The organism is Micromonospora sp. WMMD736, assembly GCF_049179015.1.
GTDB lineage: Bacteria > Actinomycetota > Actinomycetes > Mycobacteriales > Micromonosporaceae > Micromonospora.
Genome location: NZ_JBMHMI010000001.1, coordinates 2,883,602 through 2,907,698 on the forward strand (window position 1 = coordinate 2,883,602; position 24,097 = coordinate 2,907,698).

Here is a 24,097-nt window from a genome sequence, read left to right on the forward strand (position 1 = left end):
GCACACGGCTGACCGGCAGCACTATGGTGGCTCCGTGGTGAAGTTGGGGCATGAAACCTTGATGTTCGTGCGGGACCGGTGGCCCTGGACGGCGTTGGGGTCGGGCGCGGTCGGCGTGGCAGCTGTCACCGTCGCCTGGGAGGTCATGCCTCCCACTTCCGAATGCCTCAACTCAGGCGTCGACGGCGTTGCGTGCGGGGCGGCGCAGAGCATGGTTGGCCTGGTCTTCGCGTTTCCCGCAGCACTCCTGGTGGCGCTACTCGGCGCAAAGCTGCTCCGTGTTCGCCAATGGTGGCAGATAAGCGCATCGGCAACGTTCCTGACGGCTGTCCTCACCACGGTCACCCACATCGACACCTGGCGCGCTCTGGCCGCGCTCGGAGCTGGGGCCTTCTTCCTCGCCACTGTCGCGTTCGGTCGCGTTCGCGCGTGAGCTGCTGGCTCCTGTCCAGCCTGGGACTGTGCGGACCAGGTGCGAATCACCCGCTCATCATCGGCTCGAAGCGATCGGCTCAGGGCCCGTAGGCGACTGCACTGCCCCACCGTGCAACGCCGGTGGGAATCTGGAACGGACGCACGATGTGAGCCTTGCTGGGCGTTGCTAGCGTCGGCGCTACGTCCGGAAGCGAACAGGTGGGACGACGCGATGGCCAGCAGCGGAAGTGCAGCTAGCTTGGCGAATCGGCGTGCTCGCGCGCCGATGGTCGTGATCGGCAGCGTCGTGGCCGTGGCCGCCCTCATGGCGCTGGGGTACCGGCTGGGTGCCGACCCGCGGGTCGGGCACGGAGGGGTCATCATCCGCGTGGCGCTGGCTCCGGGAGCCCTTCTGGTGCTGCCCTGGCTCGTCCGCCTGGTGCAGTGGTGGGGTGCTGCTCGTGCTCCCGCGAGGCGCGCCAGGGTGACCGCGCATCTGGCGCAGTCGGGAAGCCCGGGACGGATCACCGCTGTGGCGCACGCCGTCAGCGCCGCCGGCGGAATCAACGCCAGCCCCAAGGGATACTCCGTGTGGCTGACGATGAAGGGCCCGGGCGGCGGTGTCCTGCACCAACGTGTCGTCTGGGAACCGTGGTTTCGCGAGCTGACCAGGCCGCGTGAGGCTACGATCCGGCACGGGTTCGGCGTCAGCGTGGTCGACGTGGCCGGGTACGGGCGGCTCTGGCCGGCGAGCTCCACGCTGCGCCGTCGTCCCTACGGGGTCGGACTCATTCCGTTCCGCCAGGCCCACGAGTTGCCGAAGAACAGGAGCCTCTCGTACGGCCGTCTGGCCTACCTTTTCCTCGTGCTCCTCATGCCCGGCCTGGCCGAGGCCGTCGCCCAGGGTATGTGGGCGCTGTTCGTGTGGTGGGCGGCGTACCTCGTTGCCGGGATGGCCGCCACCGGAGCCTGGTTCGGCATCCTCCCGCCCGGCGTGCTGTGGGAAGCAGCCCCGCGGGGCCACGCCCCGACGACCTCCTGACCACGGACGCGATCGAGCGAACAGGCGGCGACCTCGGCCAGACCCTCGTCTCCCCACGGCTCCGATCCCGGTCCCGACGCTGCTGGCGTCGGCGGCCGGGTTGACGTCCTCCACACGACCCGCCGGTCCGCAACCTGAAAGCCAGCCAACCCCGCGAAGCGGCTACTGGTGGCTAGGGCATCCGCAGCGCGCGGGCCACCTTCCGCTGCACCACCCGCAACAGCTTGATCGTCTCCTCGTCGGAAAGGCCAGTGGTGATCGACCAATCCCAGCCGGAACCCACCACGTCGCTCGCGAAGACGATCTCAGTGGCCAGCACCGCCTTTCGCCACTGCGACCTCGTCAACGGCTCCCCGTGGTCCAGCGCCTCTCGCAGCCTGCGTCCCTCGCCTCGCCACAGGTCCTCCTTGCTGACGAAACCCATTGCCCGTGCGAGGTCATCCGTTGGACTGGCGGGTCCGCCCCACTCACCCAACCCTCGGCTCAACAGGAACCGCTCGTCTGCGGTGAGATCGACCGCTACAAGGTCAGAAGCGCTCATGGGCACGATTCTGCGGCACGGCCCCTACGGGGCTCCTCCCCGCAGGGCCACATCCAGCAGTAACGCCCCACGCAGCGCCCGGCCCGAGCTTTCACAGAACCTGGACTGTCTTCCGTCGTCTGAGGTGCGACAGTCGCCCGCCAACCGATCCGCGACGCCAGCACATCGCCGTCCACGTCCACTGCCTCGATTGATGGCATCGGACCTCAGTGCGGTTCGCCTGGTTCGTCGGAAGCATGACTGACCGAAGGAATACGTGGTGGGCCGGAGGTACCACCATGCGAACCACCCCGCGACGATCGCCGGTGACCCGCTTCCACTCAGGTTGGCCGGCCCAAGGGCGTCAGGCCGATGATCCTCGGGCGGCCACCGTCAGGACACCGCGAGCAGTCGGAACTCGCAGCGGACGCCGCTCGCCTTGGCGAGCCGACCATCACCGGTCACGAGTGGGCAGGCCAACAGTTCCGCCGCCGCAACGTAGGCCGCGTCGTACGCTGTGACGTTGCCCCGCATCTGCCACATCCGGTCGAGCAGCAGCGCAACGCCAACCTCGTCGATGACCAACGAAGGCAGGGTGTCGATCGCCTCCTGAGCACGGGCAAGGCCGAGCTTCCCACCGAGTACCTTGCCCCTGATCACGGACATGACCTCGAGCAGAAGGTGACTCGGCGCGGCCCAGTGCGGATCTCCGGTCAGTTCCGCCCGTGCCGCGTCCCCGACCGGCCCGTCATCGACCAGAGCGTCGGCCAGAACCGACGCATCCACGACGATCACGCGGCGCTTCCCCACGGTCCGCGCTGCTCCCGCTGGTCGTCCAACTCTGCGGCGCTCTCCCCCGGCAGAGAGCGAGCACCGTCGGATCGGCCGGCGAAGCGATCAAGGGCCGCCGTGTTGCGCAGCCGTCGAGCCTGCGTTTCCACCAGTTCCAGCAGGTATGCCTGGAGTGACTGCCCACGCGCCCTGGCCTGGGCTGCCAGGGCGTCTCGTACTTCTTCTGGCACGTCCCGAATCTGGAGAGCAACCATGCATTCATTATGCATGCAGCCTCTCTCGCTCGCCGGGAAAGACTCGGACCTTGGCTCGACTGGTCCGCATGGCGACTGTGGTACCGCCAAGAGCCACAGGTCAGAAAAGTGCGTGGGGCGGGCGGGACTCGAACCCGCGGGTCCAGCTTGGGGATCACGGCCTGGTCGCCATCGTCAAGATGGACGGCGAACGCCAGCGGGGTCGCTGGACGGTGCTGGTGTCGGGCAAGCCGAGGCAGGCAAGGCCGCCCCAACTGGCGATCTCACTCGCGGATACCCACGGGGAAAAGATGACCACGATGCCGAGGAACCCGAGGGCGAACCCGGGGGCCTTCTTCACGGTGACGGCCCGGTCGACGCCGACGAGGAAGGCTAGGAGCAGGGTCCACAGCGGCGTGGTCGCGTTCAGCACGCCTGCCACGTTCGATCCGACCGTCTCTTCCCCGATGCCAAACAGCACGTACGGCACGGCGTTGGAGACCAGGGCCGCCACGAACAGGTGCCCCCAGACGCGTCGCTCTCTGGGGAACCCCAGCCCTCGCGACAGGGCGATGGGCGCCAGGACCACGAAGCCGAGCAGGAGCCGAGCGAACACGATCTGGACCGGGTTGAACCCCCGCAGTGCCAGCTTGATCCATAGGAAGCTGGACCCCCACAGCAACGCCAGAGCAGCCAACCGGGCGATACCCGCCCGGGTGACGCCCTGGTGGTCAGTCTTCAACGGGCATCTCGTAGTCCAAGCCGTTCACGTCGGCCCGCATGACGAACCGCGTCACCTCGAACGCACCGATCAACGTCCGCACCCCGTTCGTGCGTATCCCGATGTGGCTGGCCCTGTCCTGGTGGACCGCGAAGGCCTTCGGCCGCCTGGCCGTGGTCCTGGTCCGAGCGCAAGGAGGTGCTGCCGTTCCGGGACCTGTTCCCCACCCCCATTGGCCTCCGGCTGGCGGAAGCCGCTCAGGTCGACCTCGTGCTCGGGGAAGGGATGCGGGACCGGGGCGCGCTCTGCGACCGCATCCCGCAGTCCCTGCCCGGCGTGGGCTTCGTGGTCATCGACGGTGACCCGACGCCGATGCGGGTGCGGTTCCCCTACCTGACCGACGACGAGATCCGCGACATGGCCCACACCTATGGCCGGCTGCGCGTGATCGACGGTCAGGTCAGCGAGGGTGGTGCCGCGTGATCGTCTTCGCTGCTGGTTGCCCCAAGCTCACGCCCGGTCGTCCTGGCCCTTACCGCCTTACAGCGCTCCTCGAACAGCCGGTAAGCCTCCGGCAAGGTGCACCCGCGACTCTGACGAATCTTGATCACGGCCTTCACCTCTCGGCCGTCAACGATCAGTGCGTCAACGTCATCCCATTCCCCCACGCCGCTCATCGTGGCAGGTTTCTCGGACAGGAGCAGGCCCGATGACTCGAAGCCGCAACGACCGCCTCGAATCCGCCGCTCTGGTCGCCATACTGCTCATCGTCGCCGGCTTCGCCGGGGCCGCCTCCTTCACCCACGTCAAAGACTGGACCCTCGACAACTCCCCGGCCGGCAAGTGCCCGGCCTGCGCGAAGCGTGCCCGCCGGCTACGGCAACAGCAGATCGCGAGGGCTGGCACCGTTCCGACGAACCCGACCTCGGCCTCCAGCCCGCGACCGACGCGCAACGGGGGCTGATCGTGGCTCGCGCGCATCTGGAGTTCGCCCGCGACGAAGCCGCCCGCGCCTCCTAGTGGGACCAGGTGGCCGACCTCGATAACGCGATCGAGGAGCTGGAAGGCCAGATCACCACCGAAGGGATGCGCGGCCGGCCCGCCCCACCGCACGCCAGCGACGACCAGGACGACGGAGACGGCAAGCGACGGGTCCGCTCCATGACGGTCGGCGCGATCGTCGCGACACGGAGCGACCGGCAGGATCGAGTAGGCGCTCATCGGCTAGATCCGGAAGCGAGCGGCTCTCGGTACTCAGAGATCCGTCACGCACCGTTATCTGGCTTCGTGTTTGTGCCGGCACCCCGACACCGGTTCCTGCTCCGCGATCGAGATACGAAATTTGCGGCGGCCTTCGACGGAGCATGTTGGGTCCTGCATCGTTGCTGCTGGGAAGAACCGCTTCACAACTTTCGCTGATCTTTCGCCGTCAGCAGGACAGCTACACGGATCAAGGGTGCGGCCAGATCGGGGATCTGGCTCGGACTTTCGATTCGGCCAGGCCGGTAGGTCATCAACTCTGTCTGGTGCAGAGCCCAGAGTGGCACGGAGCCGGCAACGTGCTCGGCTCGTAAGGCAGGCCCGATGAGTTGCCGGACGGCTACCGGTTCGCCAGCCACCCGGTAGTGCTTGTCAAAGTTCTGGTCGCCGGTCACGGTCCCGGCGTCGCCGAACAGGACTTGACCCATTCGGGAGACGGCGGTGCGTGGCTGTACAGAGATCGTGGGATGAGGCTCGTCGAGGTGGACCACGATCACGACGTAGGGATGGCTGTGGCTGGACGTGGTTGTGGTCGTGCCGCCCAATCCGTCACCGCTGGTGGAGGTGTGGGTCTCGGTGTAGGAGTATTCGGCGACGCTGACCCGGTAGCCGCCGATCGCGCCGAACACGGCCAGGGAGACACCACGTCGATTACGGCCTGGTAGGCGGCTGCCCCAGTCGACGTTCGGTGACGGAACGAAGGTCCACCCATGCTGCCTGGCCCACTGTTGGAACACATCGCGCCGGTCTCGTTCACGTCTGCGGGAGTACGCGATCAACCCGACGAGCAACCCCACGAGCGCGAGGGCGAGGACGCAGCCGAGTACTGCGAAGACCGCTCCACCTTCCGTACCAGTCAACGGCGGCGGGCCACAGGCAGGGACAGAGCCACCAGGATCGGCGGCCCGAGCAGCAGGATGACCGAGGCGAGAGTGATGAGGCCGACCGTCGAGTCAGAGCTGATCAGATAGAAGATCCCCACCACGACCAGGGCAGCCGCGCCCACCGCAGTCAGGGCGACAGCGCCCCACAACAGACCGCGCGCTGGCCCGCCACCCCGCCCGGCCGCCATCCGCGCATTTGCCGCAAATACAGCGAGCGAACCCACGAGCCCGAAACCGCTCCCGACGGCCAGAGGAACCAGCACGCTGGCCGCCTGGATCGTGGCCAGGTAGGCCACAAACACCAGCAACAGGAGGTACGCGACGGCGCCCAGCCCGGCGAGTACGGCCAGCGCTCTCGTCCCCCGCGGTACGCCGGTCGGCCCGTTTGTTCCTGTCATGGCCGCAGACGCCAGTCGGTGTCGTCTGGAACCCCGGGGTCGCGGAGCGTGCCGTCTTGCAGCTTGCTGGCGGTGGAGATCGGCCAACTCTCTCCCCCGAAGGCACCCCACTCTGCGAGCTTGTCGCGCAGGTTGCCGTCTTGAACGGCGGTGACTCCCAGTAAAGTGGCATGACCGGTAGCCAGGGCCGCCAGGAAGGCCAGGCAAGCGGCGACTCCGATTACTGGTCCGGCGGGCGCGCCGAACACGGTTGCGGTAGACCCCACAGCTGCGATCAGGCCGCCAACCAGGGCTACGAGTGCAACGACGATCGACCCCCACCAGAGGACGATGGCGGCAGCCGTCGCCGTCAGCGCGCTGTGGATGACATCGCTGAACTCTTTCTTGATAGCCAGAATGGCCTTCTGTTGCGGACCCAGGATCCGCTTGTAAGCGTCGGCGGCTGCGCCCTTCCACTCGTCCAGGATGGGGGACAGGTCTGGGTCGGCTGCCCCTGCCGTGGCGCTCACCGGGGCCCCGACCCGGTCTGCCCATTCATTGCCAGCACTCAGCAGCGCCGGTGGCCACCCGGGCTTGCCGAGGTACTTGTCCAGTTCGCGATGAATGTTGTTCAGCAGCCCGAGCAGACGCTCAGTTCCGCTGCGGATGCCATTGCCCACGAAGCCAGGCACCATACCGAGGATCCGGTTGACGTTGTTGACAATCTCGGTCGCCTTGTCGTGAACCCTTCTCAGTAGGCCCTCGGCCTTTGCGATCAGCTCGCGGAACTCCTGATCACCGGGACCCGGCACCATCGCGCACCGCCCTTCTGCTCATCGGGGATTGTCAGTAGATGCCGCGCTGGCGGTGCAACTCGTCAATCTCGTCCTGCTCGTAGCCGTCGGCCGCAGTCTTCAGCGCGGCACCGATCGCCTCGAAATTGTCGGCTCCCTGCCGCAACAGGGTCGCCACCTTTTCCTGCAACAACCCGTACGTCTCCACCAGCCCGGTGATCGAGGCGTGCGCCGACAACTCGAAGGAGCCCAGGCTCTGCGCCGTCACCGCCGACGAGGCGGCTTGCATGACCTCGGCGTTCTGCTGCCACGTGATGCCGCCCTGCCGCAACGCCTCGATCGCGACTTCAAGCTCTTCCTTGCTCGGTGTTGCCACGTCACCCCCCGTCAATACGTACGTCGTCTATCGGCCGTGCAGGCCCAGACGGCGGGCTAACTCCACCGGGTCACCGGCGAGGCGTCCCAGCGCAGCTATCCGGCTGTCCGGCAACAGTCCCTGCACCGTCTGCGTGCCCGCGATTCGATAGGCCGCTTCGAACGCGTCACGCGTCTCCCGAGCGATGTTGAACTCATGTGCCCCGCGTAGCCACCGCGATTCGTAATCGACGCCGAGGACGGCCCCGTCACCGGCAACACGGACGGTGACGTGGCCACCGGTGCTGCGCCCCTCGTATGGCTGACTCTGCTGACCGGAGACTTGCCGAGCCAGCTCATCCAAGTCGGCGTCGACGCCCTCCAACATGGTCACCAGTTCCCGCAGTGCCGCCACCGTGGAAGCGCTACTTGCCTGCGTGGACAACGATTCAACCAACTCGTCGATCGACCCGCCGCCGGCACCGACCCCGATCGGCGAATCGGCCGATTCAGCGGGCGGGACTTCCTCGGCGTCCAACTGTTCCTCGAGGCTCTCGTCGAGCCGCCGCAGCCGCTCCAGCGCGGCTGATTCGCGCGCTTCCTGCACTGCGACCGCCAACTGGGCCGCTCCGCCGACGCGCTTCCAGCCCTGCGCAACGATGACATCCCGAACCAGGCCATTGCCATCTACCGCCACGGTGACCACGCCGCGCGAGTCGACTCCCTTGTAGCTCGCCGCCGGATCCTGGGCCTGACCCATCCGCCTTGCAAGATCATTGGCCTCGGCCTGTAACCAGCCGATATCGGACGCACCCCCGTGCTCGTCCCGCACCGCCGCACCCCCAAAGTCATGTCTCGGCGGGAGCCTAGTGGACGCAATCCATCAGGTCTATCCCATCTCGACGTCACCGTCATGAATATACTCTTGTGGATCTTCTGCCCGCGATGGCGATTCAGCGGCTGGTCGGGGAACATGCCTGGCGGCCGAATTTGTCATGACAGCTTCGGTAAAGGGGTTACGACGTTTCGGGCCTTTCGAACTTTAGCGGGTTGGGTGTCGCAGGACCTTGGAGCCGCATGATCCAGCGGTAGGTACCCGTGGGTCATTGTTGACCATCCCCCGTTGTCGAAGCAGTTCTGGGCACAGCAAAGAGCCACGGGCACAGTCAACGAAGGGCACGCCGCGACAATTGAGCATGGTCGTCCGTCAGCCCTGAGTAGATCCCTCGCATTCCCAGGCTCATCGTCAACGCGGTCAGCCCAAAGGCCGGCACAGCCATCGTCGAACTCAGCCCTCGGACGGACGTGCCGTCCACTGTGGGTAACGCTCGTTGATGCTGGGCAGCGGACGCCTCTTCTGCCGTCCGACCGGCGGGTGGATCGAGCCCGACTGACTGTCCGACCATTTCGATCGGCTGGTACGCAAGGCCGCCCTGCCACCGATCCGCCTTCACGACCGTCGCCACGGAGCTGCCACGATCGCGCTCGCGGCGGGCACGCGACGCCGCCGAAGCTGCCGCCCGTCTGGTGCCCCGCCGGGGCAACGAGCGCCCCGCCGGGCTCACCTCGGGCTCACAGCTGCCGTCTTCATCGAAGTCGACGAACGAGAAAGATCGCAAGAAGAGCAAGAAGAAGCAGGTCAAAGCCGCTTCTTGGTGGTGGGGCGGGCGGGACTCGAACCCGCGACCGAGGGATTATGAGTCCCCTGCTCTAACCGGCTGAGCTACCGCCCCGGAACCGCGCGGATCTTAACCCGCCCGGTGGATCACGGGCCAGCGCCGATGCGGCCCCCGTCCCATCACCGCCGCCGTCGCCACAGCAGCACGATGGGCAACGCGAGGATAACAGTGAGCAGCCAGCCTGCCACGACGACGCCCCAGAGCCATTCTTCGCCCGGCTCGGTGCCGGCGGCGGCCATGACGTACGTCACCAGCAGGCTCACCGCACCCACCACGAGCACCGCGACGCCGCTGACCACGATCATCGCGACCTCCCACCAGGGGCGGTCGCCGGGCGCGCGGGCCGGCTTCTCCTGGGTCGAGGGCTGCGGGATCTCGTCGGGCGTACGGGCCGGCATGCTGATGTGCCGGTCGGCCGGCACCTGGGCGTCGATGACCGGGAGCGCCGCCGGGTGCAGGTGGAACATCGTCGGCTCGATGTGCAGCACGATGGCGTCCGCGCCGATCAGTTGCCGGGCTCCGTCGGGCCAGGTGAGCATGGCGGCACAGTCGGCGTAGCGGACGGTCAGCGGCTTGTCGCTCTGGAGCAGGGTAACCCCGTCGACGCCGATCCGCAGGGCGGCGTGGCCCTCCCTCGCCGAGTAGCCGGTGCCCTCCACGGTCTCCGTGGAGTGGGTGGGCGCGGCGACGAAGCCGGCCCAGTCGGCGGTGAGCCCCCGCGGCACCATGAGCAGCGCGGAGCCCATCACCTCGCCCGCGACCTCGTGCAGGTCGGCGAGGTTCACGGCCTTCAACTCGGCCCGGTGCTCGTCGATGGTGAGGTTGGGTTCCCCGGTGAGCACGTTCAGGGCGTACCCGGGAAGTCGCGCGGCATCGACCTCGGCGGTGCCGAGCAGGTCCTCGCGCTTGGCCACGGTGGCGTCCAGGTCGGCCTGCTCGATCCGGCCGACCCGCAGCTTGGCGAGCACGTCGACGAAGCCGCCGAGGACGGCGTCCTGCTTCTCCGCCAGCGCGTCGGCGAGCGCCCGCAGCGTGGCGTTGCCGTCGCCGCGCGGGTCGTACCCGGTGGTGGCGGTGTAGGAGAGGCCGGATTCCTGGCGCAGCGACCGGTACAGCTCCCGCTCCAGCACACCGGCGAAGACGGCTGCGGCGGCGCTGCGCCGCACCACGGCGTCGAGCACCACGGCACGCGCGCCGTGCACGAAGTACGCGGGGGTCTGCGGCAGCGCCGACGAGACCGCCGGAACGGGCTGGCGTACCCCGGTCGGCAGCGGCAGCCGGAGTCCCGCGGGCACCCGGTCGCCGCAGATCCACAGCACCGCGTTCTCCCGGGTGAACCAGCGGGCCGTCCACTCGCGCAGGTCGTCGCCGGTGAGCGCGCCCAGGCCCCACTCCGGGTAGCTGCTGAGCCCGAAGTCCCGGGCCCCGTGCCGCCACAGCGGGATGTCGTCGATGGCGGCGGCGCCCCGGCTGCTCCACTCGGTACGCAGGATGTCCTTCTCGACGTCGAGTCGCGCGACCGGCAGGTCGGACAGGTGCCCGCAGACGGCGGTCAGGAACGCCGCGATGTCGGACTCGGAGCCCTGCGTGTGGAACATGGTGAACGCCGGGGCGGTCACGCCGTTGACGTGGTAGTCGGCCAGGCCGAGCGGCGCGAGCGCCAGGTGCTCGACGAGGTGGGTGGTGCCGGCCCGGGCGAGGGTCTCGTCGGCCGTGCCGACCCGGAAGGTCAGCCCGGCGCGCATCGGCCCACCGGTGGGGGCGAGCAGCGTGGGCACCCCGTCCACGTCCAGGTGCTGGATCACGACCGACCACCCTTCGCGTACGCCTTCGCGCGGTACTTCGTGTAGCCCTCGGCGTCATCGGCATACGTCCAGGGGAATTCCGAGCCGAGGTTGCCGAGAGCGGAGAACTGGCTGGCCGCCGCCGACCACTGCTCGGTCAGGCTGAACATCAGCGCGAACGACGAGCGGACCCAGACCCAGCCGGGCCGGTCGACGAAGTCCGGGTGCAGCACGGACCGCTGCCCGGCCTGCATGATCTCGTCCACGACGGTGGCGCTGCGCACATACGCGGTACGTTCCCGTTCGGTGTCGAAGTCGAGCCAGCGTTCCAGGTGCGCCTCGGCGAGCACCACGGCGTTGGGCGCTCCGGCGGGCGCGGCCTGCGCGCACTCGCGGGCGAACGCGAAGGCACGGTCCCAGTCGCCGCTCCACTTCGGGCAGAGCTGCTGGAGCAGGGTCGCCTGGGCGGGCGCGTGGTGGGGGTGGTGCTGGGCGAGCCGGTCGTAGCGGCGACGCGCCTCGTTCTGGCCCAGTTCCAGACCACGGGCGATGGTGATCCGTTGGGTCGAGGCGGCCGCGTCGTCGGGGTGCCGGGCGGTGACGTCGATGAGGACCCGCTCGGCACGCCGCAGGTGGTCGTGGAACTGGTCGAACTGCTCCCGATTGACGTACCGGGCCCGGTAGGCGCTGCGGATCCGCCAGCCGGCGCGGATGAGGTGGTTGCCGAGCAGCGTCCCGGCGAGCGGGTCGGCGGGGTCCGCGTCGTACACCCGGCGTAGGAACGGCTCGGTCCCGAGCTTGTCGCCGGCCGCGGCGACGAGCAGCGTGCGGCCGTCCGGCGCGCGGTCCGCGAACACCGCCCGCACCGCGGGCCAGTCGGCGGCGTCGAGCGCCTTGTGGAGGTCGCTGACCTCGGGGTACGCGTCGGCGACGTCGAAGGTTGGCGCCGGGAGGGTGGCGGGCATGGCGGGGGATCATAGGTGATCAACTACGGCTGCGGTGCCCCCGTTTTCGGCTTCAGGTCAGCCGGCGCGCAGCTCCTCGAGGACCGCGCCCGCGGCACGCCAACCGCTCGCGAGAGCGCCCTGGATCGATGGGCTGTCCCGGTGGTCACCGGCCACGAACAGCCCCTGCCCGAGCGCGACGGGCTTGCGCAGCCGCCCCTGCGGGGGTGGGGCGGCGGGCAGCGCGTCCGGAATGGACACGGTGGTGAGGTGCGTCCAGTCGGCGGTGGATCGTCCGTACAGTCGGGTCAACTCGGCCCGGATGGTCGGCTCGGGCGGGGCCGTCGGGCCGACCACCGAGGTGGCCACGAGGTGCCGGCCGGCCGGGGCGTAGGTCGGCACGGCGTTGCTGAGCACCACCGTGTTCGCCACGATCTCCCGACGGTCGCCGTCGACGAGCAGGATCGGCTCGCTCAGCGGTGGTTCGGCAGCGCTGTGGTAGTACGTCGTGTAGCTGTGCATCCGTACCGTCGTCAGAGCCGGCAGCAGCGCGGCCGCGGCGGGCGGGTCGACGGCGACCACGACGGCCCGGCATCTGATGTCGCCGGCCTGCGTGCGGACCAGGCCGGGCGTGACCTGCGCGACCGGGGTGTCCAGGTCGAGCAGGTCGACCGGAAGCGGATCGGCGACGGCCCGGGGCAGCGCGGCCATCCCCTCGGCGGGCAGGCCGATGCGACCCCGGGCGAACGAGCGCAGCACCATCGCGAACACGTGGCTGGAGGTCGCCAACTCCCGGTCGATGAACACACCGGACAGGAACGGCCGCAGCAGCTCCTCGATGATCGCGTCGGAGAGACCGGCCCGGCGCAGCGCCGTCTCGGTGGTGGTCTCCGTTGCGGCCAGCAGGCGGGACACCGGCAGCGTGGCGGCACCGGTGGCGAGCGCGGCGAAGCGGAGCCGGTCGAGCAGCGAACCGACGTCGGCGAGCGCGGTACGCGGGCCACCGGTCGGCTCGCGCAGCGGGTTGACCAGCCGCAGCAGGTCGTCGCCCCGACGGACCAGCACGCCGGAGGTGAAGTAGCCGAGGTTCAGGCGATCGGTGTCGAGCAGCGTGCCGAGCTTCGGGTAGGAGGTGTTGAGCACCTGGAAGCCGCGATCGATCAGGTACCCGTCGACGACGTCGGTGGCGACCCGACCCCCGAGCCGGCCGCCGGCCTCCAGCAGCCGCCAGGGCACACCGGCCCGGTGCAGCCGGCGGGCGGCGGCGAGGCCCGCCAGGCCGCCGCCGACCACCACCACGTCGGTCTCAGCCAGCATCGCGCGCCTCCCGCTCACCGTTCGTCCGGGACAACCGGCCCGGCCACCAGATCTTCGGCCCGATGTCGTACGCGAGCGCGGGCACCAGCAGCGACCGGACGATGATCGTGTCGATCAGTACCCCGATCGCGACCGCCGTACCCAACTCGACGAGCACCACGAGCGGCAGCACGGCGAGGGCGGAGAACGTCGCGGCGAGCACGATGCCGGCGGACGTGATCACGCCACCGGTGACGGCGAGACCGGCCAGCACACCGGCCCGGGTGCCCCGCTTGACCGACTCCTCGCGGACCCGGCTCATCAGGAAGATGTTGTAGTCGATGCCGAGCGCGACGAGGAAGACGAACGCGAACAGCGGGAACGACGAGTCCACTCCGGGAAAGCCGAAGACGTGGCGGAACAGCAGCGCACACAGGCCGAGGGTGGCCGCGAAGCTGAGTAGCACCGTGCCGATAAGCAGCAGCGGCGCGAGGAGGGCGCGCAGCAGCAGGGCCAGGATCACCGCGATGACCACCAGCACCACCGGGATGATGACGTTCTGGTCGCGCTTCGCGGCGTCCGAGGTGTCCACGTTGATCGCGGTGAAGCCGCCGACCACGGCGTCCGCGCCGGGCACCCGGTGTACGGCCTCCCGCAGGTCGCGGATGGTCCGCTCGGCGCCCTTGCTGTCCGGCGCGTCGGTCAGGGTCGCCTCCAGCTGCACCCGACCGTCGACGATCTTCGGGGCGGCGTTGCGGTCGGGCGGGCCGCCCTGCTGGCCGTCGCTGAACGGGCGGACGGCAGCCACCCCGGGCACCCCCTGTGCCACCTCGGCCACCCGCTGCGCGGACTGCGCGGTGGTGAAGATCGTGGCCGGGCTTCCGGTGCCGGCCGGGTAGTGCCGGGCGATCACCTCCTGCCCGTCCACCGAGTCGGTGCGCTGGGTGAACAGATCCGACTGACCGAGAATGGTCGCGCCGAGCTGGGTGAGGCCGAGCGTGAGCACCGCCAACACGACGGCGGTGCTCAACCAGATCGGACGGGCGTGCCGGGCCACGAAGCCGGCGACCCTGCTCCAGATGCCGTGCTCGGCCTGCGGGTCGGCCTGGTCGACGCGGGGACGTCGGGGCCAGAACGCCCACCGACCGCCGAGCACCAGCAGCGCGGGCAGGAAGGTGAGCATCACCAGCAGCGTGGCGGCGATCCCGATGGCGGCGACCGGACCGAGCGCCCGGTTGGAGTTCAGGCTGGACAGCAGCAGGCACAGCAGGCTGACGATGACCGTTCCGCCGGACGCGATGATGGCCGGCGCCGCACCCCGCCACGCGGCACGCATCGCGCTCCACGGACGGTCGTGGCGGTGCAACTCCTCCCGATAACGAGCGATCAGCAGCAGCGCGTAGTCGGTGCCCGCGCCGAAGACCAACACAGTGAGGATGCCCTGCGCCTGCCCGTTGAGTTTGAGGACGTCGGCGTCGGCGAGCAGGTAGACGAAGACGGCGGCGAGGGCGTACGACATCCCCGCGGCCAGCAGCGGAAAGATCCACAGGACCGGGCTGCGGTAGACGATCAGCAGGATGACCAGCACCACCACGAGCGTGACGAGCAGCAACGGTCCGTCGATGGCGGAGAACACCTCGATCAGATCGGCGAGCAGACCGGCCGGGCCCGCGACGTCCACGCTCAGACCGTCCCGGTCGCCCCCGGCGATGTCGCGCACCTGCTCGACGACCGAACCGATCTGCTCGCCCTCGGCGTCGTCCACCGGCACGATCACCTGTAGCGCCTGACCGTCCTGACTCGGGATGGGCGGCGGCAGCGGGGTGACCACGCCCGGCACCTGGGCGAACCGGGCCGCGTCGGCGGCGACCCGCTGCTGGTCGGCGTCGGTGATCCCCGCCGACCGCTCGTAGACGACCAGCGCCGGGATGGTCTGCCGGTCGACGAATCCACCGGCGAGATCCTGGGCACGGGTCGCCTCGGCGTCGGTGGGCAGGAACGCGGCGTTGTCGTTGGTGGAGACCTCGCCGAGCCGTCCGGCGTACGGGCCGGCCACCGCACCGATCACCAACCAGGCCAGCACGACCACGACCGCGACCAGCGTGGCCCGGCCGAAGCCCTGTCGTCCGGACATTGGCGCTCACTCCAAGAATCGACGCAGAAATCGACGCAGCGGGAGTCTAAGTCGACATCGCCATCCTGCCGGGCCGACAAGCCCCAAACAGGCCGAACCTCTCATTCCACCCTCGCGCCCTCGCGCCCTCGCGCCTCGCGCCCTCGCGCCTCGCGCCCACGCCCACGCCCACGCCCACGCCCACGCCCACGCCCACGCCAAGATCCTCACAACATCGGTGAAGTTGCTGCATCCGGCGCGCGGGAAACAGCAACAACCCTGAAGTTGCTGACCCGAACACCGACCCCGCACCCCGCACACCCGCGCACCCCGTGCTCGCCGGCATGATCGCGTCGATCTTGCACTTTCGGCTGCCGAAAGGCGCGCTACGTCCCGATATGCGACCGCACTAAGTGCAAGATCGCCGGGCAGAGGTGGGCCGCGAGGGCTGGGGCGGGGCCAGGAGGCGGGGCGGGGCGGGGGCCGGGCGGGGGCCGGGCGGGGGCGGGGCGGGGCGGGCGGCGGGAAGGAGCCGGGGCGGGGTGGCGGGACCGAGCCAAGGGCCGGGGCGAGGTGGCGGGGTGGCAGGACCGAGCCACGGGCCGGGGCGTGCTGGGGCTGGGAGGGTGGGCATACGGAAACGCCCGTCGGCGTGGGCCGACGGGCGTTGGCGTGGAGCAAAAGCTCCCCCGATTGGACTCGAACCAATAACCTGCCGGTTAACAGCCGGCTGCTCTGCCAATTGAGCTACAGGGGATCGTGCACCGCTGGGAACCGGATCTCGCCGGCACCTCGCGACGGGGACAAGAGTACAGGACATACCCGGGTGGTGGTCCAGTGGGTTCCACCCACCGCCCACCTATAACTCACCATGATCCAGGTTCGCAGGTCAGGGCTCGGGGCGATACGACAATCCGGGCAAATCGCCATCCGGGCACAAGCAGGCTTGAGCGGAGAGCAGGATGGGTAGTTAGCTGCGGACAGAGGACGCAGGCGCGAATTGGTCGCGTCCGGCGGGGCGACCCGACGGAGCGACGGCGCGTCAGGTACGGAAGGAGCCGCCATGCGCGGAAAGATCATGTTTCTTGGCGGGCTGGCTGCGGGATTCGTCCTGGGCGCCCGTGCCGGCCGGGAGAAGTACGAAGAGCTCGTGGTCCGGGGCCGCAAGGTGCTCGACCACCCGACCGTCCAGGAGGCGGCCGGGGTTGCGCAGGCCCAGGCCAACCGGCTCTACAGCGAGGGCAAGGACAAGCTTGGCCAGACCAAGCTGGGTGAGAAGCTGGGCAACGGCAGCACCGGCAAGCAGGAGCTGACCGCCGCTGACGACGCGTTCGCCGGCACGCCCGCCACGGTGGGCGCCAAGTCGGGCAGCAGCCCGGTCGGCACGACCTCCGGGTCGCCGTCGGCCACCACCCCCCGCACCAAGCCGTCCGGCTCGGGCACCAACGCAAGCACGCTCTGACCCACCCGCACGTCGACGGGCCGGCCGCCGCAAGGCGACCGGCCCGTGGTCTGTCCGGACCCTGCCCCGGCCAGCCAGGCAGCGGCCAACCAGCCAGCCAGTCCGCCGACCGGCCAACCGGCCAACCGGCCAACCGGCCAACCAACCAACGAGGCAGCCCGCCAACCAGGCAGGCCGCCAGCCAGACAGACAGCCCGCCAGCCGGGCACCAACCGGCCAGCGGCCAGCCGAATAGCCAGCGGAACCGTGGCCCGGCCCGGTGGTCGTCGGGCCGGGCGGTGGTTCGTCAGTCCTTGCTGCTGAACGCGGCGTCGAAGGCGGCGCTCGGCGCGTCGAAGGCGAGCCGGCGGACGAACTGCAGCGCCTCGGGGGCACCGACCAGGCGGTCCATGCCGGCGTCCTCCCACTCGACCGAGATCGGGCCGTCGTAACCGATCGCGTTCAGGGCGCGGAAGCAGTCCTCCCAGGGCACGTCGCCGTGGCCGGTGGAGACGAAGTCCCAGCCGCGGCGCAGGTCGGCCCAGGGCAGGTGCGAGGCGAGTCGGCCGCGACGGCCGTCGCCGGTACGCACCTTCGCGTCCTTGCAGTCGACGTGGTAGATGCGGTCGGCGAAGTCGAAGATGAAGTTCACCGGGTCCAGCTCCTGCCAGACGAAGTGCGACGGGTCCCAGTTGAGCCCGAACGCGGGCCGGTTGCCGATGGCTTCCAACGTCCGCTTCGTCGTCCAGTAGTCGTACGCGATCTCGCTGGGGTGCACCTCGTGCGCGAACCGCACCCCGACCTCGTCGAAGACGTCGAGGATCGGGTTCCACCGGTCGGCGAAGTCCTGGTAGCCGCGCTCGATCATCGACGGCGGCACCGGCGGGAACATCGCCAGGGTGTGCCAGATCGACGAGCCGGTGAAGCCGACGACGGTGTTCACCCCGAGCTTCGCCGCCGCCCGCGCGGTGTCCTTGATCTCCTCGGCGGCCCGCTGGCGGACGCCCTCGGGCTCCCCGTCACCCCAGATGCGGCCGGGCAGGATGTCCTGGTGCCGCTCGTCGATCGGGTGGTCGCAGACCGCCTGACCGACCAGGTGGTTGGAGATCGTGAAGACCTGGAGGTTGTGCTTGGCCAGGGTCTCCTTCTTGCGCTCGATGTACGAGTCGTCGGCGAGCGCCTTGTCGACCTCGAAGTGGTCGCCCCAGCAGGCGATCTCCAGACCGTCGTAGCCCCACTCGGAGGCGAGCCGGCAGACCTCTTCGAACGGCAGGTCGGCCCACTGGCCGGTGAAGAGCGTGATGGGTCGCGCCATTGTCCTTCTCCCCTGATGTGATGGGGATTCCGTTGTGCGGACCGGGGCGAGGGTGACCGGTCAGACCGGTACGCGGCACCGGGGCGGAACGCCGGTGGGTGCCGAGCACACCTGAGCCCGGCGGGTTGCGCCTCCCACCGGGTCACCGGCCACCGTCACGGTCGCCGCCCCCACCCTATTTCCGCCGGGCCCATCGCGAAAGCCCCCGACCACCACCCGACCGCATCGCGAATCCCCCGGACCACCACCAGGCCGCATCACAAAAGCCCCGGACCGTCTCACCCGGCCATCTCTTCGGGGGCCGGCAGGACCGCCCGGACGGTGAAGCCGCCGTCGGGGTCCGGGCCGGCGCTCAGGGTGCCGCCGACCCGCTCGACGCGGCGGCGTACGGCGAGGAGACCGTCACCGGCACGCGGGGCGCGCTCCGCCGTTGGTCCGCCGTTGTCGCGTACCTCGATGGTGATGCCCTCGTCGTCGTAGCGCAGGCGGACCGCGACGGCCGCGCCCGGCGCGTGCCGGCACGCGTTGGTCAGGGACTCTTCGATGACCCGGTACGCCGCCACGTCCACCGCCTCGGGGAGCGGCCGGGGCGCTCCGGCCAGGCTCCAGCGCACGGGCTGGCCTGCGGCGAAGCCCTCCACCAGGGCGTCGAGACGGTTCAGGCTGGGCACCGGCCCGGTCAGCGGGTCGGGCTCGTCGGCCGGGCGCAGCGCGTCGTGCAGCCGGAGTCCCTGCGCCTGGACCATCCGGCGCCATCGCGCGTAACGCCCCATGCCGGCCAAGGTACGGCAGGCGGCTGGGCGTTGGTCGGCGGCATCGGTCCGACGCGCGGGACGCGGCCGGCGCGGCGGCGGTGAGGTACCGCCGCGCCGACGGCGTCATCGGGTGGTACGCCGGGGCCGCCGGTCACGTCCGACGGCCCCAGCGGGCTCGGTGGGTCAGGGCAGGGTCCACTTCTGGTTGGCTGCGCCGTTGCAGGTCCAGAGGTGGACGACGGTGCTGTCGGCGGAGTTGTTGCCGGACACGTCGAGGCACTTGTTGGAGGAGGTGTTGCGCAGGCTGCCGTCGGACTGGGCCGCCCAGTTCTGCGCGCCGGAGCCGTTGCAGGTCCAGAGCTGGATCTTGGTGCCGTCCGCGGTGCCGGCGCCGTTGACGTCGAGGCACTTGCCGAGCGCCTTGATGGTCGAGTTCGGCGTCACGGTCCAGGTCTGCGCCGTACTGCCGTTGCAGGTGTAGATCTGGATCTGGGTGCCGTCGGCGGTGGCGGCGTTGCGGACGTCCAGGCACTTGCCGGCCAGGCCCTTGACCGGGCCGACGCCGGAACCGCCGCCGGTGCCCTTGACGAGGGTGAAGTCGTCCACGTCGAAGAGGCCGGTGCCGCTGCCGCTGAACGTGAGGTACAGGTTCTGGGTGCCGGACGGGACGTTCGACAGCGTCGTGGTGACGTTGGCGTACGTGCTCCAGCTGCCGGTGTTCGGCACGGTGACGGTGCCGAGCAACGGGCCGGTGGCCGAGCCGGTGCGGACGCCGATGGTGCCGCCCGCGCCCCCGGAGACGACCCGGGAGGTGAACGAGGTGACGCCGGTCAGGTCCACGCCGTTGTACGCGGCCCAGTCCCCCGGCTCGATGTAGCCGAGCGTCTGCCCGCCGTTGGCGCCGGCCTTGGTGAACGCGCTGACGCCGTTGGCCGAGCTGAACGCCTCGGCCTGGACCGTGGTGTTGCCGGTCGGCGGGTTGCTGCCGCCCAGCTCCTTGATCCGGATGTTGCGGAAGTAGGCGTCGTCACCCGTACCGTGGTTCTGGATGCCGATGTGGCCGGCCAGCGACCGTACCGGATTGGTGTTGGTGAAGTCGTTGATCTTCACCCCGTTGAGGAAGACCTGGAGCCGTTCCCCCTCGACCAGCAGCTCGTAGGTGTTCCACTCCCCCGGCGCGTTCAACGCCGCGTCCCGGGCCGCGATGTCGGCGGCCTTGAAGGTGTAGACCGCGCCGGTGGTGCGGTCGACCGCGTCGGTGGCGTCGATCTGGACCTCGTAGCCGTTGTCGATCGCCGACTGCGGGTCGCTCGACGGCGGGAAGCCGATGAAGATGCCCGAGTTGTCGTCGCCGGCCAACTTCCAGTCCAGCTTCAGCGAGTAGTTGGTGAACTGCTTCGCGCTGTACCAGTACAGGCCCATGCCGCCGACCGAGGTGAGGGTGGCGTCGGAGTTGGTGAAGTTGCCCGGTCCGGCCTGCGACCAGCCGGTGGTGGAGCCGTTGTAGAGCGGGGTGTAGCCGGTTTCGGGCCGGCAGTCGGCCTTGCTCCGGCCGGAGGCGTACCGGATGCCGCCGAGCAGGTGGTTGCGGAAGTTCGACTCCGCGTACGACGCCTGGGTGTGGCCGGCGCCGGTGTAGAAGGAGCGGCCACCGCCGTAGCTCTTGCACCAGCTCAGCGGGTGGTCGGCGCCCATCCCGCCGCCGGAGTACGACGACTCGTCGAGCGTGGCGAGCACGTGCGCGGTGGACCGGGCGTTGGTGCGGTAGTTGTACCACTCGTCGGTACGGGTCCAGGTCTGCGGCAGGTGCCCGGTCGCGGCGTGCCCCCGGTCCTCCACCTTGATGTTGGCCTGCTGGATGGCCGGGTGCGAGGCGAACCACGCGCCGACCAGGTTGCCGTAGAACGGCCAGTCGTACTCGGTGTCGGCGGCGGCGTGCACGCCCACGTACCCGCGCCCGGAGCCGATGTACGACTCGAAGGCGGTCTGCTGGGTGGCGTTGAGCACGTCGCCGGTGGTGTTGAGGAAGACGACCGCCTCGTACTGGGCGAGGTTCGCGGTGGTGAACGCGGCGGCGTCCTCGGTGGCGGTGACCGTGAAGTTGTTGGCCGCGCCCAGGTCACGGATGGTCTGGATGCCGACCGGGATGGCGTCGTGCCGGAAGCCGGCGGTCTTGGAGAAGACCAGCACGTCGTACGGGGCGTCGGCGGCGCTGGCCGGGGTGGCCGGGGTGGTGCAGGCGATGACGGCGAGGGCGGCAGCGCCCACACCGACAACGGATCGCAGGAGTCTGCGCATGTCGCTCTCCTTCGGAAGGTGTGGGAGGGGCTCCCGGGACGGTGGGAGCCCCTCCGCTCAGCTCAGGGCAGGGTCCACTTCTGGTTCGCCGCACCGCTGACACAGGTCCACAGGTGGACCACCGTGCTGTCCGCGGAGTTGTTGCCGGAGACGTCCAGGCACTTGCCGGACGCGGCATTGCGGATCGTGCCGTCGGCCTGCGCGGACCAGTTCTGCGCCCCGGTGCCGTTGCAGGTGTAGAGCTGGATCTTGGTGCCGTCGGCGGTGCCGGCGCCGGAGACGTCGAGACACTTGCCCAACGACTTGATGGTGGAGTTCGGCGTGACCGCCCAGGTCTGGGCCGCGCTGCCGTTGCAGGTGTAGATCTGGATCTGCGTGCCGTCGGCGGTGGCGGCGTTGCGCACGTCCAGGCACTTGCCGCCCAGGCCCTTGATCGGGCCGGTCCCGCCGGTCGGGGCCGACCCGGTGACGAAGGTGAACGCGTCCAGGTCGTAGAGCGCGCCGGTACCGGTACCCGCGAAGGTCAGGTAGAGCGTGGTGGTGCCGGTCGGCGGGTTGGTGATCGTCCCCGTGACGGTGGTGAAGGTCTCCCAGCCGCCGGTCACCGGAACGGTCGCGGAGCCGAGCACCGTGCCGGTGGCCGAGCCGGCCCGCACCTGGAGGGTGCCGCCGCTGCCCGCCGACGAGACCCGGGCGGTGAAGGAGGTGACGTTGCCCAGCCGGTACGGCTGGAAGGCGATCCAGTCGCCGTTGTTGATGTCACCGACGGTCTTGCCGCCCTCGGCCGGGGTCTTGCTGAACACGTTGATGCCGGAGGAGCTACCGAAGAACTCGGCCTGGCGGTGCCGCGGCGGCAGGGTGTGCTGGGTGTGCGTGGTCAGGCCGCCCGCGTCGGTGTACTCGGCGTCGAAGATGGCGAAGATGTTCGCCGCGTCGTCGTGCTCGCCGTCGACCGGGATGGTGATCGAGCCGGAGCAGCCGGTCTTCGAGGTGATCTGGTGCCCGTGCTGGTCGTGGCCGAGCACGTAGGTCATCTTGACCTTGGTGCAGTCGATCGTGCCGTCCTCCGGGTCGGTCACCGTGATGCTGTACGGCACGGTGTCACCGAAGCTGAACAGTTGGCCGTTGCCGGGGTTGTTGATGGTCACCGTGGGCGCGGTGTTGCCGACGTTGATCTGCACGCTGGCGCTGCCGGTGGCGCCCTGCGGGTCCCGGACGGTCAGCGTCGCGGTGTACGTGCCGTTGGTGCTGTAGGTCTTCGTCGGGTTCGCCACCGTGGAGGTGGTGCCGTCGCCGAACGCCCACGAGTAGGTGAGCGCGCCGCCCTCGGGGTCGGACGAGCCGGCCGAGGAGAACGTCACGGTCAGCGGTGCCGCGCCGGACGTCTTGTTGGCACTGGCCGCGGCGCTGGGGGCCCGGTTGCCGCCGCCGACGTAGTCGAAGCGGTAGAGCGCCGAGTTGGCGTCACCGTTGAAGTAGCCGGTGCCGTAGTCGAGCACGTAGTACGAGCCGTCCGGGCCGAAGGCCGAGTCCATCACCTGCTTGCCGACCCACGGGAAGGTGTCGATGGTGCCCCGGGAACCGTCGGAGTTGACGTGGATGGGCTTGATCCAGCCCCGGCCGAACTCGGTGGCGAAGAACTGCCCGTCGAACGACTGCGGGAACTTGGTGGTGGAGGTCGACGAGGCGTTGTATCGGTAGACCGGACCGCCCATCGGCGACTCGGAGCCGCCGCCGAACTCGGTGGGGGTGCCGGCGTCACCGGCGTACCGGATCCAGGCCGGCTGGGCCGGCGGCAGGGTAATCAGGCCGGTGTTGCGGAACGAGTTGTTGGTCGGCCCGCCGGTGCAGTTGTACTTCGCCCCGCTGGTGTTGGTGGCGAAGTCCCACTCGTTGTACGTCTCGGTGCTGGTGTTGGTGCCGGTGCAGTACGGCCAGCCGTAGTTGCCCGGAGCCGCGACCCGGTTGAACTCCACCTGGCCGGACGGGCCACGGGTGGCGCTGGTCGAGCCGGCGTCCGGCCCGTAGTCACCGACGTAGACGACCCCGGTGCCCTTGTCCACGCTGATCCGGAACGGGTTGCGGAACCCCATCGCGTAGATCTCCGGCCGCGTCCGGGCGGTGCCGGGCGCGAACAGGTTGCCCGACGGGATGGAGTACGTCCCGTTGGCGTTCACCTTGATCCGCAGGATCTTGCCCCGCAGGTCGTTGGTGTTGCCGGCGCTGCGCTGCGCGTCGTACGCCGGGTTGCGGTTGGTCCGCTCGTCCAGCGGCGAGTAGCCGGCGGACTCGAACGGGTTGGTGTCGTCGCCGGTGGACAGGTAGAGGTTGCCGGCGGCGTCGAAGTCGATGTCGCCACCGACGTGGCAGCACAGGCCGCGGTCGGCCGGCACGTCGAGGACGTCGACCTTGCTGGCCTGGTTGAGCGTGAAGTCGCTGTTGAGGGTGAACCGGGAGAGGCGGTTCACTCCCTGCCAGGCCGAGAAGTCGGTGCCGGTCGCGGGGGCGTCGCCGGCGGGGGTGGACAGCGGCGGCGCGTAGTAGAGGAAGATCTGCCGGTTGCTGGCGAAGTTCGGGTCGACGCCGACGCCCTGTAGGCCCTCCTCGTCGTGGTTGTAGACCGACAGGGTGCCGATCACCGAGGTGGTGCCGTTCGCGTCGGTGCGACGCAGGGTGCCGTTGCGGGCGGTGTGCAGGACCGAGCGGTCCGGCAGGACGGCCAGTGACATCGGCTCACCCATGTCGGTGACGCCCCGGGCGAGTTCGACCTGCTGGAAGTCGCTGGCGTTGATCGTGTGCGCCTGGGCCGGTGTCGCACCGGCGGTGAGGGTGACCGTGCCGGCCGCGGCCACGAGGAGCAGGGCCGATCCGGCAGAGAACCATCGTCGGGACCGTTGGGTGGGTCTGTCCTTCATGGACATCTGTGGTGTCCCTTCCTGACGAGGAGGCCAGGGCGGGGCGCGCGCCGTCGCGCCGGATGCCGTAGCGGGTGGTGGGGTCGATGGGTTACCGCGCCGCCGGTTCACCTCGACGAAACATTGCTGTGTTGGCCCCGACACTAAGTCGCAAGTGTCGATGTGT

22 protein-coding genes, 2 tRNA genes and 1 pseudogene are annotated in these 24,097 nt (G+C 69.6%); 6 read left to right on the forward strand and 19 right to left on the reverse strand.

The annotated features are described in order from the left end of the window. The first annotated feature begins 34 nt into the window (after positions 1 to 34). Complete coding sequence (locus tag ACN269_RS12385) at positions 35 to 433, forward strand: hypothetical protein (protein ID WP_421472588.1); 399 nt, start codon at positions 35 to 37, stop codon at positions 431 to 433. Positions 434 to 727: 294 nt separating this feature from the next. Continuing rightward, positions 728 to 1,456, forward strand: coding sequence for a hypothetical protein (locus ACN269_RS12390; RefSeq protein ID WP_421472589.1), 729 nt, complete (start codon positions 728 to 730; stop codon positions 1,454 to 1,456). Positions 1,457 to 1,628: 172 nt separating this feature from the next. Here ACN269_RS12390 and ACN269_RS12395 read toward each other — a convergent pair whose 3' ends face one another. From ACN269_RS12395 to ACN269_RS12410, 4 genes are all read right to left on the reverse strand, one after another. After that, positions 1,629 to 1,997 carry a hypothetical protein gene (locus tag ACN269_RS12395; protein ID WP_421472590.1) on the reverse strand — a complete coding sequence of 123 codons (369 nt, stop codon included), beginning with the start codon at positions 1,995 to 1,997 and terminating at the stop codon, positions 1,629 to 1,631. Between the two features lie 372 nt (positions 1,998 to 2,369). Then, on the reverse strand, positions 2,370 to 2,786 hold the full coding sequence (locus tag ACN269_RS12400) for a type II toxin-antitoxin system VapC family toxin (RefSeq protein ID WP_421472591.1): 417 nt from the start codon (positions 2,784 to 2,786) through the stop codon (positions 2,370 to 2,372). Then, positions 2,768 to 3,022 (reverse strand): FitA-like ribbon-helix-helix domain-containing protein, encoded by a 255-nt coding sequence (locus ACN269_RS12405; RefSeq protein WP_421472592.1) that lies wholly within the window; start codon positions 3,020 to 3,022, stop codon positions 2,768 to 2,770. Before ACN269_RS12405 ends, ACN269_RS12400 begins: the two co-directional genes overlap by 19 nt. Before the next feature lie 154 nt (positions 3,023 to 3,176). After that, positions 3,177 to 3,743, reverse strand: a complete 567-nt coding sequence (locus ACN269_RS12410; RefSeq protein ID WP_421472593.1) for a DMT family transporter — start codon at positions 3,741 to 3,743, stop codon at positions 3,177 to 3,179. A gap of 168 nt (positions 3,744 to 3,911) precedes the next feature. Between ACN269_RS12410 and ACN269_RS12415 the strand changes: the two are divergent. From ACN269_RS12415 to ACN269_RS12425, 3 genes and pseudogenes are all read left to right on the forward strand, one after another. Further along, positions 3,912 to 4,205, forward strand: a pseudogene (locus ACN269_RS12415) (cell division protein FtsK); the annotation flags it as partial. A gap of 226 nt (positions 4,206 to 4,431) precedes the next feature. Further along, entirely contained in the window at positions 4,432 to 4,686 is a 255-nt protein-coding gene (locus ACN269_RS12420; RefSeq protein ID WP_421476697.1) for a hypothetical protein, read from the forward strand. A 65-nt stretch (positions 4,687 to 4,751) separates the two neighbouring features. Next, the gene (locus tag ACN269_RS12425; protein WP_421472594.1) at positions 4,752 to 5,141 is read left to right on the forward strand and encodes a hypothetical protein; all 390 of its coding nucleotides are present in this window, start codon (positions 4,752 to 4,754) and stop codon (positions 5,139 to 5,141) included. Here the strand turns inward: ACN269_RS12425 and ACN269_RS12430 are convergent. The 11 genes from ACN269_RS12430 to ACN269_RS12480 form a co-directional block, all read right to left on the reverse strand. Continuing rightward, entirely contained in the window at positions 5,126 to 5,611 is a 486-nt protein-coding gene (locus tag ACN269_RS12430) for a hypothetical protein (protein ID WP_421472595.1), read from the reverse strand. The genes ACN269_RS12425 and ACN269_RS12430 overlap by 16 nt on opposite strands. 227 nt (positions 5,612 to 5,838) lie before the next feature. Beyond that, positions 5,839 to 6,264, reverse strand: coding sequence for a hypothetical protein (locus ACN269_RS12435; protein WP_421472596.1), 426 nt, complete (start codon positions 6,262 to 6,264; stop codon positions 5,839 to 5,841). Next, entirely contained in the window at positions 6,261 to 7,058 is a 798-nt protein-coding gene (locus tag ACN269_RS12440; RefSeq protein ID WP_421472597.1) for a hypothetical protein, read from the reverse strand. The genes ACN269_RS12435 and ACN269_RS12440 overlap by 4 nt, the downstream gene beginning before the upstream one ends. 31 nt (positions 7,059 to 7,089) lie before the next feature. Beyond that, a complete protein-coding gene (locus ACN269_RS12445) occupies positions 7,090 to 7,413 on the reverse strand; it encodes a hypothetical protein (protein ID WP_421472598.1) in 324 nt (107 codons plus the stop codon). Positions 7,414 to 7,440: 27 nt separating this feature from the next. Then, positions 7,441 to 8,223 carry a hypothetical protein gene (locus ACN269_RS12450; RefSeq protein WP_421472599.1) on the reverse strand — a complete coding sequence of 261 codons (783 nt, stop codon included), beginning with the start codon at positions 8,221 to 8,223 and terminating at the stop codon, positions 7,441 to 7,443. A gap of 824 nt (positions 8,224 to 9,047) precedes the next feature. Next, positions 9,048 to 9,124: transfer RNA gene (locus ACN269_RS12455), tRNA-Ile, on the reverse strand. Positions 9,125 to 9,189: 65 nt separating this feature from the next. Beyond that, a complete protein-coding gene (locus ACN269_RS12460; protein ID WP_421472600.1) occupies positions 9,190 to 10,875 on the reverse strand; it encodes an insulinase family protein in 1,686 nt (561 codons plus the stop codon). Beyond that, positions 10,872 to 11,819 (reverse strand): hypothetical protein, encoded by a 948-nt coding sequence (locus ACN269_RS12465; protein ID WP_421472601.1) that lies wholly within the window; start codon positions 11,817 to 11,819, stop codon positions 10,872 to 10,874. The genes ACN269_RS12460 and ACN269_RS12465 overlap by 4 nt, the downstream gene beginning before the upstream one ends. 57 nt (positions 11,820 to 11,876) lie before the next feature. Next, a complete protein-coding gene (locus tag ACN269_RS12470) occupies positions 11,877 to 13,115 on the reverse strand; it encodes an FAD-dependent oxidoreductase (protein WP_421472602.1) in 1,239 nt (412 codons plus the stop codon). After that, complete coding sequence (locus tag ACN269_RS12475) at positions 13,105 to 15,228, reverse strand: MMPL family transporter (protein ID WP_421472603.1); 2,124 nt, start codon at positions 15,226 to 15,228, stop codon at positions 13,105 to 13,107. Before ACN269_RS12475 ends, ACN269_RS12470 begins: the two co-directional genes overlap by 11 nt. Before the next feature lie 663 nt (positions 15,229 to 15,891). Then, positions 15,892 to 15,964 (reverse strand) — tRNA-Asn (locus tag ACN269_RS12480). Positions 15,965 to 16,270: 306 nt separating this feature from the next. Here ACN269_RS12480 and ACN269_RS12485 point away from each other — a divergent pair. Continuing rightward, positions 16,271 to 16,669 (forward strand): hypothetical protein, encoded by a 399-nt coding sequence (locus ACN269_RS12485; RefSeq protein ID WP_421472604.1) that lies wholly within the window; start codon positions 16,271 to 16,273, stop codon positions 16,667 to 16,669. Between the two features lie 286 nt (positions 16,670 to 16,955). Here ACN269_RS12485 and ACN269_RS12490 read toward each other — a convergent pair whose 3' ends face one another. The 4 genes from ACN269_RS12490 to ACN269_RS12505 form a co-directional block, all read right to left on the reverse strand. Then, the gene (locus ACN269_RS12490; RefSeq protein WP_421472605.1) at positions 16,956 to 17,963 is read right to left on the reverse strand and encodes a sugar phosphate isomerase/epimerase family protein; all 1,008 of its coding nucleotides are present in this window, start codon (positions 17,961 to 17,963) and stop codon (positions 16,956 to 16,958) included. A 278-nt stretch (positions 17,964 to 18,241) separates the two neighbouring features. Then, positions 18,242 to 18,736: a sensor histidine kinase gene (locus ACN269_RS12495; RefSeq protein WP_421472606.1), complete on the reverse strand. Its 495-nt coding sequence runs from the start codon at positions 18,734 to 18,736 to the stop codon at positions 18,242 to 18,244. 165 nt (positions 18,737 to 18,901) lie between these two features. After that, on the reverse strand, positions 18,902 to 21,016 hold the full coding sequence (locus ACN269_RS12500) for a ThuA domain-containing protein (protein ID WP_421472607.1): 2,115 nt from the start codon (positions 21,014 to 21,016) through the stop codon (positions 18,902 to 18,904). A 62-nt stretch (positions 21,017 to 21,078) separates the two neighbouring features. Next, a complete protein-coding gene (locus ACN269_RS12505; RefSeq protein WP_421472608.1) occupies positions 21,079 to 23,937 on the reverse strand; it encodes a PQQ-dependent sugar dehydrogenase in 2,859 nt (952 codons plus the stop codon). Positions 23,938 to 24,097: the final 160 nt, after the last annotated feature.

Bases quoted from the DNA above. Each gene is read 5' to 3' on its own strand.
- ACN269_RS12490 (WP_421472605.1), bottom strand. From the start codon at position 17,963: ATGGCGCGACCCATCACGCTCTTCACCGGCCAGTGGGCCGACCTGCCG.
- ACN269_RS12440 (WP_421472597.1), bottom strand. From the start codon at position 7,058: ATGGTGCCGGGTCCCGGTGATCAGGAGTTCCGCGAGCTGATCGCAAAG.
- ACN269_RS12475 (WP_421472603.1), bottom strand. From the start codon at position 15,228: ATGTCCGGACGACAGGGCTTCGGCCGGGCCACGCTGGTCGCGGTCGTG.
- ACN269_RS12395 (WP_421472590.1), bottom strand. From the start codon at position 1,997: ATGAGCGCTTCTGACCTTGTAGCGGTCGATCTCACCGCAGACGAGCGG.
- ACN269_RS12420 (WP_421476697.1), top strand. From the start codon at position 4,432: ATGACTCGAAGCCGCAACGACCGCCTCGAATCCGCCGCTCTGGTCGCC.
- ACN269_RS12435 (WP_421472596.1), bottom strand. From the start codon at position 6,264: ATGACAGGAACAAACGGGCCGACCGGCGTACCGCGGGGGACGAGAGCG.
- ACN269_RS12505 (WP_421472608.1), bottom strand. From the start codon at position 23,937: ATGTCCATGAAGGACAGACCCACCCAACGGTCCCGACGATGGTTCTCT.
- ACN269_RS12500 (WP_421472607.1), bottom strand. From the start codon at position 21,016: ATGCGCAGACTCCTGCGATCCGTTGTCGGTGTGGGCGCTGCCGCCCTC.
- ACN269_RS12405 (WP_421472592.1), bottom strand. From the start codon at position 3,022: ATGGTTGCTCTCCAGATTCGGGACGTGCCAGAAGAAGTACGAGACGCC.
- ACN269_RS12465 (WP_421472601.1), bottom strand. From the start codon at position 11,819: ATGCCCGCCACCCTCCCGGCGCCAACCTTCGACGTCGCCGACGCGTAC.
- ACN269_RS12485 (WP_421472604.1), top strand. From the start codon at position 16,271: ATGCGCGGAAAGATCATGTTTCTTGGCGGGCTGGCTGCGGGATTCGTC.
- ACN269_RS12495 (WP_421472606.1), bottom strand. From the start codon at position 18,736: ATGGGGCGTTACGCGCGATGGCGCCGGATGGTCCAGGCGCAGGGACTC.
- ACN269_RS12470 (WP_421472602.1), bottom strand. From the start codon at position 13,115: ATGCTGGCTGAGACCGACGTGGTGGTGGTCGGCGGCGGCCTGGCGGGC.